The sequence below is a fragment of the Paenibacillus sp. SJS-P3 genome (genome assembly GCF_056711585.1).
The window spans coordinates 964367-977222 of the sequence record NZ_CM160043.1 but is presented as its reverse complement, the minus strand read 5'-3'; the positions used below and the strand labels follow the sequence as shown (position 1 = coordinate 977222).

The 12856-nt window shown below is 61.8% G+C and carries 10 protein-coding genes; 2 read left to right on the top strand and 8 right to left on the bottom strand.

Translation table 11 applies throughout. The features are described 5' to 3' along the window. Positions 1 to 83 precede the first annotated feature (83 nt). The 6 genes from AC06G8_RS04410 to AC06G8_RS04385 form a co-directional block, all read right to left on the bottom strand. Positions 84 to 1385, bottom strand: coding sequence for a multidrug effflux MFS transporter (locus AC06G8_RS04410; protein WP_480284504.1), 1302 nt, complete (start codon positions 1383 to 1385; stop codon positions 84 to 86). A gap of 422 nt (positions 1386 to 1807) precedes the next feature. Further along, positions 1808 to 3157 (bottom strand): outer membrane protein assembly factor BamB family protein, encoded by a 1350-nt coding sequence (locus tag AC06G8_RS04405; RefSeq protein WP_480284503.1) that lies wholly within the window; start codon positions 3155 to 3157, stop codon positions 1808 to 1810. A 341-nt stretch (positions 3158 to 3498) separates the two neighbouring features. Then, the gene (locus AC06G8_RS04400) at positions 3499 to 4575 is read right to left on the bottom strand and encodes an ABC transporter substrate-binding protein (RefSeq protein ID WP_447662500.1); all 1077 of its coding nucleotides are present in this window, start codon (positions 4573 to 4575) and stop codon (positions 3499 to 3501) included. Beyond that, the gene (locus AC06G8_RS04395; RefSeq protein WP_480285383.1) at positions 4572 to 5357 is read right to left on the bottom strand and encodes an ABC transporter permease; all 786 of its coding nucleotides are present in this window, start codon (positions 5355 to 5357) and stop codon (positions 4572 to 4574) included. The genes AC06G8_RS04400 and AC06G8_RS04395 overlap by 4 nt, the downstream gene beginning before the upstream one ends. Positions 5358 to 5419: 62 nt before the next feature. After that, positions 5420 to 6220 (bottom strand): ABC transporter permease, encoded by an 801-nt coding sequence (locus tag AC06G8_RS04390; RefSeq protein WP_480284502.1) that lies wholly within the window; start codon positions 6218 to 6220, stop codon positions 5420 to 5422. Further along, positions 6220 to 7455 carry an ABC transporter ATP-binding protein gene (locus AC06G8_RS04385; RefSeq protein ID WP_447662498.1) on the bottom strand — a complete coding sequence of 412 codons (1236 nt, stop codon included), beginning with the start codon at positions 7453 to 7455 and terminating at the stop codon, positions 6220 to 6222. Before AC06G8_RS04385 ends, AC06G8_RS04390 begins: the two co-directional genes overlap by 1 nt. A gap of 442 nt (positions 7456 to 7897) precedes the next feature. Here AC06G8_RS04385 and AC06G8_RS04380 point away from each other — a divergent pair, with 442 nt between their 5' ends. Next, positions 7898 to 9259, top strand: coding sequence for a hypothetical protein (locus tag AC06G8_RS04380; RefSeq protein WP_480284501.1), 1362 nt, complete (start codon positions 7898 to 7900; stop codon positions 9257 to 9259). 13 nt (positions 9260 to 9272) lie between these two features. Here the strand turns inward: AC06G8_RS04380 and AC06G8_RS04375 are convergent, their stop codons facing one another. Next, positions 9273 to 9866: a hypothetical protein gene (locus AC06G8_RS04375; RefSeq protein ID WP_480284500.1), complete on the bottom strand. Its 594-nt coding sequence runs from the start codon at positions 9864 to 9866 to the stop codon at positions 9273 to 9275. 133 nt (positions 9867 to 9999) lie between these two features. On the opposite strand from AC06G8_RS04375, the gene AC06G8_RS04370 reads away from it, so the two are divergent. Next, positions 10000 to 10971 (top strand): aldo/keto reductase, encoded by a 972-nt coding sequence (locus AC06G8_RS04370; RefSeq protein ID WP_447662495.1) that lies wholly within the window; start codon positions 10000 to 10002, stop codon positions 10969 to 10971. Between the two features lie 313 nt (positions 10972 to 11284). Here AC06G8_RS04370 and AC06G8_RS04365 read toward each other — a convergent pair whose 3' ends face one another. Next, a complete protein-coding gene (locus AC06G8_RS04365) occupies positions 11285 to 12724 on the bottom strand; it encodes an MDR family MFS transporter (protein WP_447662740.1) in 1440 nt (479 codons plus the stop codon). Positions 12725 to 12856: the final 132 nt, after the last annotated feature.

Genomic DNA, 12856 nt, shown 5'->3' with positions numbered 1-12856 from the left:
CGTTGGGATTCAAGTCTGGGAGGAGCAGCCTTCGTCCAGCGCGCATGCCCGCCCTGACCGGACGCGCTGGCCGGCGGCAGGCCTCAGCGGGTACGGCGGCGGCCGAGCAGCGTCGCCATCGCGAGCAGGGCCAGAACTTCGGCGGCGGCGATGACAACCGCGAGCGGGAGGGCGCTGCCCTCGCCTCCGAGTCCCGACAGCGCCGAAAACGCCATTCCTGCGGCGAACTGCAGCATGCCGATCAGCGCGGATGCGCTGCCTGCGGCGCTGCCGGCATTTTGCATCGACAGAGACGTCGATGCCGTGCCGACGATGCCCACGCTCGAGACGACGATGAACAGCGAGGCCATTACCGGAGCGAGGCCTCCTCCGAGCAGCACGGTCGCGAGCAGAGCGGCGCCGCCGCAGAGTGCGAGCAGGACGCCGCTGCGGAACAGGCGCTCAGTGTTCATGCTCATAGCGAGCCTTCCGGTCAACTGGGAAGCGATGATGATTCCCGCTCCGTTGAGCGCGAAGATGAAGCTGTATTGGGATGGCGACACTCCGTACAGCTGCTGCAGTACGAAGGACGAGCCGGAGATGTACGCGAACATCGCTCCCGACACAAGGCTCATCGTCAGCACGAAGCCCATGAAGGAACGGTCGCGCAGGAAGAAGCGGAAGCTGCCGAACGTCTGCCTCAGCCCGCCCTTGGCGCGGCGCAGCGGAGCCAGCGTCTCCGGCAGCGCGAGCCATGCGGCGGTCAGCAGGATGACGCCGAGAATGGCGAGGAACACGAACGTCCCGCGCCAGCTGACAAAGCGGAGCAGCTGGCCGCCGAAGATCGGCGCCAGAATCGGGGCGGCGCCGTTGATCAGCATGAGCTGCGAGAAGAATCGCGTCATCTCCTTGCCGGAGTAGAGATCGCGCACGACCGCTCTGGCGATGACGATGCCGGCCGCTCCGGAGAGGCCCTGGATCAGCCGGCAGGCGAGCAGCATCGCGATGCTGCCGCTGAAGGCGCAGAGCAGCGAGGAAGCCGCATAGATGGCGAGAGCGACGAGCAGCGGTTTTTTGCGGCCCCGGGCGTCGCTGAGCGGACCGGCCAGCAGCTGCCCGGCAGCCAGGCCGAGCATGCAGAACGTCAGGCTGAGCTGCCCCAGCAGCTTGGTCCCGCCGAGCTCGGCTGTCATTTCCGGCAGCGCCGGCAAGTACATATCCAGCGAAAAGGGCCCGATCGCCGTGAGCGAGCCCAGCATGATCGCCAATCCCCAGCGGCGCGGCGCTGGGGAATCCGCTCCGGCGTCCGGCTGCCCGGCTGAGACCGCTGCCTGGCTGCCGGCAGGCTGTCGGGAAGAAGCTCCTTCTTGGCCCGGCTGCGGATGGTCTTCAGTGGTGGTCGGCAAGATGCATCCTCCTTGGATTCAGCCGCGGATGCGGGAAGGGAGCGATCCGCCCAATCCCGCCCGGCCGAAATACATCGAATTCACCTATCGTACCGCAAATCCCGCCTCCCGCCAATCTCTCTTTTCGTTGAAGGAAGATATCTCTCCCTTCTACCGCAAGGCTCGGCTATGCCTATATTCTCAAGGCGCCTTCGCCATCCCGGACAAGATTCCATCCCGTTCATCCATCAACGGCTTGTCCATACGCCCGAACGAAACAGCTTCCGCCAGCTCCTCGACCTGCTTCCGGGATTTAGAAAAAAATCCCCTCGGCCGGCCACAATTCCGCCGCCTTCTGAAGGCGGCAGTGTGATCTTCCTCGGGGATTTCAGCCTATCGGCAGGCTCGAAGCTCATTGCTTCAGCCTGAAAGGGCGGGACTTGCTAGTTGAGCGCGCCAGGGATGCGGACGGCAATGAGCTTGCTGTCCGTCTGCACGATCAGGACCGAGCCGGTCCGGAGAGTAGGTCCGAACAGGCGGGATCCCGCGTTCACCTTCAGGACGGAATCCGTCGTTTGGAGATTGAACGCATACAGGAAGCCGTCAGACTGGGCGGAGTAGACGCCGTTGCCGAACACCTCCGTGCGGACCGCAGGATTATCTCCGGCCCAGGACACGGGATTTCCGTTGGCAGTCTTGAGCCCGCGCAGCGCTCCGTTGTCCCGGTCCACCAGGAACAGCCTGCCGGAGGCCGGCTTGCCCGCCAGCTCCGTCCGCTCGCTGCGCTTGGCGTATGTCTTCGAAGGCTTCTGGCCCGAGGCGTACCGGCTGAAGTCGAACTTCAGCACATTGGCACCCGTATCCAGATAGAGATCGTTTCCGTCCAGAAACGCCCTCTCCCCTCCGTACGGATAGGGAGGCTGGCCCGGCAGCTTGTAGCCGTATTCCCGGGTTCCCTGCGACTTGCCCGTCCGCAGGTCGAGCACCGAGACCTTGAAGACGCGGTTCGGTGTCGCGTCCAGATCGGCATTGGGCAAGCCGTCCTTGACCGCATAGACCTTCCCGTCCTTCACGTCGAGCAGGCTGCTCGTAGAGTCCGCCTTCCACAGCAGCTTGCCCGTTCCCTTGTCCACGGCGTCCAGCTGGATCGATGTAATGGCCCCGGATACGACATAGGACATCAGCACGACCCCGTCATGCTCCTGGATTTCATAAGGCGCGTAGCTTGCCGACTTCTCCGTCTGCTTCCACAGCTTTTTGCCGTCGGAAGCCCGGAACGCCGTGACGACATTCCCAGTCGTCGCGTACACCGTATCGCCGCGCACGATAGGGGTGCGTCCTTCCTCTTGCGCGCCTGCGGACGATGTCCATTTGAGCTTGCCGGTTGCGGCATTCAGAGCGGCGATCTTGCCGTCCCGCTGCACGACATAGACGGAACTGCCTTCATACACGACAAAGGGTCGAAGTCCCGTTCCGTAATGGAACTTCTCTTTGCCGCTCTCGGCGCTGCGGGCAAGGAGCTTTCCGCCCATGACGGAATAGACGTTTCCTTTCTCCGCGACCGCATTGGTCGCGTACAGGAAGCCTTGCGGCCCCGGCTTGTCGATCGGGGCGGTCCAAAGAGGCTTGGCCAGCGGCGCGTTCAGCGCTGCCGGCGCGTAGCCCGGCGCGGACAGTACCGGCGCCTCGGCGCTTGCAGGAGCGGAGGGAATCGCCGCTCCGAGCAGCAGGGATACGCCAAGCAGCGCGGAAGACAGCCGCAGAGCGGAGTTTTTTCGGGTAGAAGTCAACATATGGGCATGCATCCTTTCCATCGTTGAAGGTAGTGGAGCAGGAATCCCGCCGGAACAACCGGCAGCGGTTCCTCCCCGTCTGGGGTTTACTCCCAGTCTCCTTTCTCTAGACGGAGCTAGCGGATAAAAGTTGCCTCGGGCGCGCCCGTATTCTCACCAAAACGCGCTTCTATCCCAAATTCCTTCCCTTGCTCCCTTTCCTTCCACACACCGCCCGTCCTTCCCTCTCTTCTGCGCGGCAAGCCCCGTCACGGAGAAGCGGAAGAAGCAAAAAAACCTGTCCCGAAATGCCTGGAGGCACGTGCGGGAACAGGTTTTATGTTGGAGGATGGCCGGAGCACTTACTTCCGATGCATCTTGAATTCCAGGAACAGCTCGTTATAATGCGAGAGCATGCGCTTGCCGAGGTTATCATACACCTCGAGCCGGTCCGTCAGCTCCTCCGGCGGATAAAAGCGCTCATCCGAGGAGATTTCCTCGGGCAGCAGCGGTATCGCGTCCTTATTCGGCGTGGAGTAGCCGACGTATTCGGCGTTCTGGGCGGCATTGGCCGGATCGAGCATGAAGTTCATGAACTTGTAGGCTCCGTCCAGATTGCGGGCCGTCCTTGGAATGACCATGTTGTCGAACCAGACGTTGGAGCCTTCCTTCGGAATGACGTAGTCGAGCTTGTCGTTCTCGTCCATGATTTCCGACGCATCGCCCGACCAGACGACGCCGGCGGCCGCTTCCTCGTTCGCGAGCAGCATCTTGATCTCGTCGCCGACGATCGCCTTCACGTTCGGCGTCAGCTTCTGCAGCTTGCGCAGCGCTTCCTGCAGATGCTCCTCCTTGCGGTCGTTGAGCGAATAGCCGAGGCTGTTGAGGCCGAAGCCCATCACCTCGCGCGCGCCGTCGACGAGCAGCAGGTTGTTCTTGAGGCGCGGGTCCCACAGGTCGTCCCAGCTGTCGAACACGAGATCCTTCGGCGTCAGCTCCGGATTGTAGACGATGCCTACCGTTCCCCAGAAATAAGGAATGGAATACCGGTTGTCCTTGTCGAAGCTTAGATTCAGGAACCGCGAATCGATATGCTTGAGATTAGGCAGGCGGTCATGGTCGATCGGCAGCAGCAGGTCCTCCTGCGTCATCTTGTCGATGGCGTACTCGGACGGGACCGCGACGTCGAACGTCGTCCCTCCCTGCTGCACCTTCGTCATCATCGCCTCGTTGGAGTCGAATGTCTGGTAGATGACGGTGATGCCCGTTTCCTTTTGGAATTTCGTCAGCAGGTCGGGATCGATATAATCGCCCCAGTTGTAGATGGTCAGCGTATTGGACCCGGAATATCCCTGGCTGGAATTGAGGTAGGAAGCCAGGTACATGCACCCGAGGGAGGCGACAAGAATGGCGGCGAAAGCCTGGATCAAGCCCTTCATCGCGATCCCCCCTCTCCGGCTCCGGTCATGACGCCGCTGCGCGACGCCGCGACAGCTCTCGCCCCGCTCCGCCGGGTGATGAAGTAATATCCCGTGACGAGCAGGATCGTGAACAGGAAGATGAGCGTCGACAAGGCGTTGATCGACAGCGAGATGCCTTGGCGCGCCCTCGAGTAGATCTCGACCGAGAGCGTGGAGAAGCCGTTGCCGGTGACGAAGAACGTCACCGCGAAGTCGTCCAGCGAGTAGGTCAGCGCCATGAAGAAGCCGGCGAAGATGCCTGGACGGATGAACGGCAGCACGACGCCCGTAAGCACCTGCCAGCGGCTCGCGCCGAGATCGCGGGCGGCATCGATGAGCGTCGGGCTCATTTCCTGCAGCTTGGGCAGCACCATGAGCACGACGATCGGGACGCTGAAGGCGATATGCGACAGCAGGACGCTGAAGAAGCCGAGCCGGATGCCGATCATCGTGAACAGGATGAGGAACGAGGCGCCGATGATGACGTCGGGACTTACGATCAGCACATTGTTGAAGCTGAGCAGCGTGTTCTTGTTCCGCCGCCCGCGCACCTCATAGATGGCGAGCGCGCCGACGATGCCGAGCACCGTCGACAGAAGGCCGGACAGCAGGGCGATGACGAGCGTGTTCAGCACGATGATCAGCAGCCGGGTATCGGCGAACACTTCCTTGTACCAATCCAGCGTGAACCCTTCGTAGCCGTGCATCGTGCCGCCGCTGTTGAAGGAGTAGAACGTCAGATAGAAGATCGGCGCGTACATGACCGCGAAGACCGCGATCAGATACAGATTGGACCATGGCCATTTTCTGGTGGCATTCACTTCTACCTTCTCACCTCCCGTTTACCGGCTGCGAACATGATCAGCACCATGACGATAATCAAAAACACTGCGATCGTGGAGCCCATGCCCCAGTCCTGCGTGACGAGAAAATGCTGCTCGATGGCCGTGCCGAGCGTAATGACGCGGTTGCCGGCGACAAGCCGCGTGATCATGAACAGCGACAGCGCCGGGATGAATACGGCCTGGCAGCCGGCCTTGACGCCGTCCAGCGTCAGAGGGAACACGACCCGGCGGAACGTCGTCCACGGCGATGCGCCGAGATCTCTCGCCGCGAACACGAGAGAAGGATTCAGCTCTTCAAGCGAATTGAAGATCGGCAGGATCATGAACGGAATGAAGATGTAGACCGAGACGAACACGAAGCTGAAGTCGGTGAACAGAATTTGCTGCGCCCCGATGCCGAGCCACTCCAGCGACCGGTTGACGGCGCCGTACGTCCCGAAGATGCCCAGGAAGGCGTACACCTTGAGCAGCAGATTGATCCAGGTCGGCAAAATGATGAGCAGCAGCCACAGCTGCTTGTGCTTCGTCCGCGTCAGCAGCCAGGCGGCTGGGTAGGCGATCAGCAGCGAGAACAGCGTGATGAGGAACGCGTACCAGAACGAGTTCAGCGTCATCTTGAGGTAGACCGGCGTGAAGAAGCGGATGTAGTTGTCCAGCGTGAACGCGCCGTCGACGTCGAAGAAGGACTTGTACAGCGTCAGCGCGATCGGCGCCGCCACGAACAGCAGAATCCACAGGACATAGGGAACGAGGAAGAAGTTGCGGTTGCGGACGGCCACTAGCTGTTCCCTCCGGGCCTGCCCGTCTCGATGGACGCCGGCTCAGGCGCTCCCGAACCCGGCTCGGCTCCTCCTCCGGCCGCGCCGGCGGCATCCGTGCCGCCGGCAGCTCCGCCTGCTTCGGCCGCCTCGCGCGTGCCGTCCGCGTCCTCGTAGCCCTCCAGACGCCTGTCGAAGTCAGCCTCCGACTCCCCGAACCTCATGACGTGGATCGCCTCCGGCTCGAAATCAAGCCCGATGATCTCTCCGACGATCGCCTTGCGGGTCGAATGGACCATCCACTCGTTGCCGATGTCGTCGCGGCAGATGATCTCGTAATGCACCCCGCGGAACAGCTGGGTCTCGACGACGGCCCGCAGCTGGCCCTCGTCCGCCGGCTTCATCTCCAAATCCTCCGGACGCAGTACGACCTCCACCGGCTCTCCCCGGCGCAGGCCGCGGTCGACGCATGTAAAGGCCTGTCCCGCGAACTCCACCTTGTAATCCTCCAGCATGCGCCCCGGCACGATGTTGGATTCCCCGATGAAGTCGGCGACGAACCGGTTGATCGGCTCGTCGTAGATATCCGTCGGCGTGCCGCTCTGCTCGATGATCCCCTTGTTCAGGACAAATATCTCGTCGGACATCGCCAGCGCTTCCTCCTGGTCATGCGTGACGAAGATGAACGTGATGCCGAGCCGCCGCTGCAGCTCCCGCAGCTCGTACTGCATCTCGTAGCGCAGCTTGAGGTCGAGCGCGGAGAGCGGCTCGTCGAGCAGCAGCACCTGCGGCTCGTTGACGATGGCGCGGGCGATCGCCACGCGCTGCCGCTGGCCGCCGGACATCTCCCGGATCTCGCGCTTGTCGTACCCTTCCAGGTTGACGAAGCGGAGAGCTTCCTTCACCTTGCGCTCGATCTCCGCTCCCTTGAGCTTGCGGATGCGCAGCCCGAAGGCGACGTTGTCGTAGACGTTGAGATGGGGGAACAGCGCATAGTCCTGAAAGACCGTATTGACCTGCCGCTTGTTGGCCGGAACCGAGTTGATGCTCTTGCCGTCCATGACAATCTCCCCGGCCGTCGGCTCCATGAATCCGGCGATCAGCCGGAGAATCGTCGTTTTGCCGCAGCCCGAAGGCCCCAGCAGCGTGTAGAACTTGCCCCGCTCGATGTCGAAGCTGACATCCTTCAGCACAGGGACGTCGTCGTCATACTGCTTGGTCACTCCGCGGAACGAAATGACCTTCGAATCGTCCATCGACGCTCCTCCTCTCCTGCGGCCTGAGCCGCGCCCCCGGCGAATATCCGGTCCGCCGGCGATCTTTATGCCTCATTATACCTGATTACGCCTCTCTTGGAATCCTCTCTCCCTGCATCGAAAGGCAAAATATTCCGGTACGAAAGGCCCGGAAAATGCCATCATATCCCGATTGCTGAGCCGTATGGCCTTTGTTACGAGCCACCTTCGCGGACCTCATCGGTCCGCGGACCTGGTAGAACCGAGGGCAGTCCGGAATATCCGGGCTGCCTTTTCTTGTTGCGTATCCGCCTGATTTCACGTCCGATCCGATGAAGTCACCGAATGTCCCATTCCATGACTGGCTTGAAAACATATGTAAATAGAGAAGAAGCGGCTGCGAGGCAGCCGCCCCTTGAAATGACCGCCAGGAACCCATCCAAAGGAGTGACATCAAACGGGTATGAAACTGTCGGACGCCATCATGAACTTGCTCGCCCGCCACGGAATCCGCCATCTGTTCCATGACTGTTCCGCCGTTTCGCCGGAGAAGGCATCCCTGCTCGCGGCAGCGGCCCGCTCCGGCATCGCCGCTGAAGGCTTGCCGGATCTCGCCACGGCCGAGGCTGCGGCCGAAGGCTGTTCCGCCGCAAGCGGCCTGACCGCGGCCGTCATCGGGACATTCGCATCGCAAGGCGGCTCCATTACGCTGCAATTGCTCTTGAATATCGAGCATGAACGTTCTCCTGCCGTGCCGTCGCACAGGGCTGCATCCGATCTCCCGCAGTCTCCATTCCAGCCTGACGACGGAGCCGCATTCGACGACGCTGCGCTTGCTTCCGACCTGTACGACAAGATCGGCAAGGCTCTCTGCCTGGCCGCCCGCGCCCATTCTCTCCAGGCATGCTTCCGCTTGGACGGAATCCGCCTGGAGCGGGACGCCGATTCCCTGCGGCTGCGGCCTTTCAAGGAATCGGACCAATACTGGGAGCTGCTCGCCTCGGAGCCCCCGATTCGCGATGCCGATCTCGATGACTTGATCGATAGCCTGCGCTCGTCCCGGCGTCCGCTCCTGGCAATCGGAGCGGGAGTCCGCCACTCGGGCGCCGTTGCCGAGCTCCGGCAATTGCTTGATCTGACGGGCATTGCTGCCGCAGCCAGCTTGGACGGGCTGGACTCGCTGCCCTCGGGATCGCCGCTCAACCTCGGCCTTGCGGACGGCTCCCGTCATGCCAAGCCGGATCTGGTGCTGGCACTCGGATGCTCCCCCGCCTTTTCCGGCCTTCTCCGCGATGAAGGAGGCCGGCTTATCCGCGTGAATTATGAAAGCTGTCGCCATGGGAACCCGGGAGCTTCCCCCGACTTCAACAGCGATCCCCGGCTGTTCCTGAACGCGCTCTGCTCCCGGCTCCAAGCGACCGGCTATTCCCGCTCGAAAAAAGCGATCCCTCGCTCCAAGCTTCGGAGTTCTCCGCCTTCTGTTCAGGAAGCCCTGCAGCAGGCTGACCTGCTCTTTGTCCGGTACGATCAGCCTGGTCTGGGGAAGCTGCTGAGCCCGTCGCCTCTTCGCTCCGGACAGCGGCTCATCCCCATTGCCGGAGGACCGGAAAGGGCGGCTGCAGCCGCGCTCGGCGCGATGATCGCCCGGCCCGATCGGACGGCAGCGCTCATGGCGGACAGCCGCAGCCTGTCCGCCATTCCTTCCGAGCTGCTGAAGCGGCTGGCTTCCGCCGGTTCGGAGCCGCTGCCGAATCCATTGCCAGGCAGCCGCATCCTCCTGCTCCCGCTTCGGAAGCCTGCAGCTTCCGGCCCATCTGTGATATAATTCAGCCGCAAGCTCAGCGGCTTTCCAGTCCCCGCACGACGAAATCCAGATTCTCCTTGGACACCCCGTTCAGCTCCGGGAAGCCTTGACGCTTCAGGCTCACCGTCTTTCCAGCCTGAATCGGATATACGCCCTTCAGCAAGCCGAGCACCTGATAGCCGTCCTGTCCTTCCAGCTTCTTGAGGAAAATCAGGTAATCCGGCCCGGATGCCCAGGCTCCGGGAAACCTCTCATTGGCCTCCGTCTGAGAAGGCGGCGGCAAAGGCTCGATGCCGGTCGTAATGATTCGGACCGAGCTGCTGGACGGGCCTTTGAGCATCCGCTCCACGGTGAACGGCTGTACAAAATTAACAAGCCTCCCCTGAGGAGCCGTGCGGTCGGTCAGAATCATCTGAGCGCTGTCCGAGAAACGGCCGACGGCGATGCTGTCGGCTTGCTTGGCAAGCTGGGAAGCGCTGACGACCGTCGTATCGTCCACGATATCCTTGTCCAGACGGAACGGAGCGGCTGTGGCCCCGGCGATGACAAAAGCAGCCAGCAGCAGGAACGCCGTTGCCGGCGATATCCGCCTTTTGCCGGCGGTTGATTTTCTCTTCCAGGCTTTCATCTTATGCTGCACCTCGATTCACTCGGATTGCCAATATTGCCGGCCTAGCGCTAGTATGGATTGGAAGCGCTGGAATATTCGCGGCATCGGCCCGATCCGGGCCGACCAACACCCGTCAAGGAGGAACATAACCATGGAATACCGGAAGCTAGGCGCAAGCGGGCTGCGCGTGTCGGCCATCGGTCTCGGCACGAACGCCTTCGGCAAAAGAGCCGATGAAGAGACAAGCATCTCGATCCTGCACAGCGCCTTCAGCCACGGCATCAATTTCATCGACACCGCCAACATCTACGCCGGCACCGAAAGCGAGCGGATCATCGGCAGAGCCATTCAGGGCCGGAGAGCCGACATCGTTCTGACGACGAAAGCCGGGCTTCCGAGAGGCGAAGGACCGAACAGCCGCGGAGCGTCCCGCAGCCATCTCATGACGGAGCTCGAAGGAAGCCTGCGCAGGCTCGGAACGGACTATGTCGATCTGTATCAGATCCACACGTTCGATCCCGAAACACCTCTGGAGGAAACGCTCCGCGCGCTCGACGACATGGTCCGCTCCGGCAAAGTCCGTTATATCGGGGCTTCCAACTATCAGGCTTGGGAGCTCATGAAAGCAATCGGCATAAGCGATCGTCTAGGCCTCAGCCGCTACGCCTCGATTCAGACAAGCTACTCGCTCGCCGACCGCACGCCCGAGATCGAGCTGGTGCCCTTATGTCTGGATCAAGGTCTCGGCCTGATTCCCTACTTCCCGCTCGCAGGCGGAATTCTCACCGGCAAATACACTGCTGGAGGCGAAGCCCCTGCAGGCTCCCGGCTGGAGAGAGACCCGGCGTTCGGCCGCTTCATGAAGGGCGATTATATCGGCCTCGGCCAAGACGTATCCGAGCTGGCCGAGGAAGCCGGATGCGAGCCGGCGGCCTTGTCGATGCGCTGGCTGCTGGACAAGCCTGCCGTTGCGAGCGTCATCGCAGGCGCCACGAGCGCCAGGCAGCTGGAGGCCAATCTGCGCAGCCTCGAGCTTGCTCTGGAGCCGTCCATCAAGGACGAGCTTGAGCGGATCAGCCGCCCGTTCCGCTACGGCGAGCCATTTGCGAGCTACCGGCTTTAGAGCGGCACGCTGCCGGCAGGCAGGCCTCATGCCCCCCTCTTGATCACGACATCATGGGGCATGGGGGAGAATAAGGTCAATAATACGACGGAGCCAAGGGCAGTTCGGAAGTGCGCTTGCGGAAACAGGCCTGGCATGCGCAGCCTCGCGGCCGTGGCGCTTTTGCGGCCGGGGGAGCCGGTTTTGAAAAAGCAGAACGCCCCCCGGCCATGCCGGAAGGCGTTCTGCTTTTTGTATGAAGGATCGAGCAAAAGAAGATTGCGATGACGATCAAAGGGCGATCAGCCGTTGATGACCGTCAGCCCTCGTCTGCTCAATGGCCGCCCATCATCATTTGCGGTTCCGGATTCAGATCGCTTCCGTCCGCGCCTTTTTGCGGCTTCGGCTTATTGAGCAGGAATCCGACCAGGACGCCGAGCACGGCGACCCAGATCAGAATCGCGAAGGTGTCCCCGTAAGAAGCCGTAAGGAGCTTATGCGGATCCTGGCCGAGCTCCGGTGCATAATGCTTGATGCGGCTGGTCACATAGGTAGACAGCCCCGCGATGGCCAGCGACGAGATGACCTGCTGCAGCGCGGCCGTCAGCGAGGTGACGCGTCCGACCAGATGAGCCGGAGCCGATTGGATGATATGCGTGTTGAGCGGCATCATGGAGATGCCCATGCCGGCGCCAAGAAGGACCAGCGGCAGGATCATGCCCGATACGCCGGTGTCGACGGTGATGCGGGAGAACAGGAAGGCAGCGCCCGTAATCAGGGTCAGCCCGCTGATGACGAGCGGACGAGCGCCGATGCGGTCGTACAGCCTGCCTCCGATCGGCATGAAGATGCCCGCCGCCAGCGCTTGCGGCAGCAAGACGAGGCCGGTTTCCAGAGGCGTATAGTTTTTCCCGGTTTGGAGGAACAGCGGAATCATGAAGATCGTGCCGAAGAGCGCGATCTGGGAAATCCACTGGACGATGACGCCCCGAGAGAAGTTGGCGGATTTGAACACCCGCAGCTCAAGCAGCGGATTGCGGCGGCTAAGCTCGACGATGATGAAAATAAGAAGCGATACGCCGCCGACAACAAGGCCGGTAATCGTTCGCGCGGAGCCCCAGTCGGTGCCGCCTTCGGATACTCCATAGGCGAGACCGGCGAAGGCAAGAGGCCCGAAAATCATGCCTTTGATATCAAGCTCCGGAACGCTCTGCCGATCGATGGCAGGCAGCGTGCGCAGGCCGAGCAGGACGGCTATGATGCCGATCGGCAGGTTGATGAGGAAGATCCAGTGCCAGGATACGTCCTGAACGAGCCAGCCGGCAACGACCGGACCGAGCGCCGGAGCGAGCAGCATCGGAATGCCGATCATGCCCATTACGGCTCCGACCTTGCCCGGAGGAGCGATGCGGTAAGTGAAAGCCATGGCGATCGGCGCGACCATGCCGCCGCCGAGCCCTTGCAGCACGCGGTAGATGATCAGCTGATCCACGGTCGTCGCCAAAGCGCAGAGGCCCGAGCCGACTGTGAACAGAATGACGGAGACGAGAAAGATCGTTTTGGCTCCGAAACGGTCGGACAGCCAGCCGGCGAGCGGAATGACGGCTGCCTGGGCAAGCGCGTAGCCGGTTACCGTCCACTGGACCAGAGTCAGCGAGGTGACGCCGAAATCTTGCTGCAGCTGGGGCAGCGCCACGTTCATCGCCGTCCCGTCCAAAATGACCATGAACATGCCGATGATGATGGCTACCAGCGGCACCATGATGGCGCGCATGGATACTTCCGCCGCTGCGGAAGGCGAGGCTTGATGTTGGCTCGACACCGGTTTCCCACTCCTTGTTTCCACGGTTTCCGTGGTTTCTCTTTGTCGCGTTCATTGACCGTCTGCCAGCAAAAAGATACAATA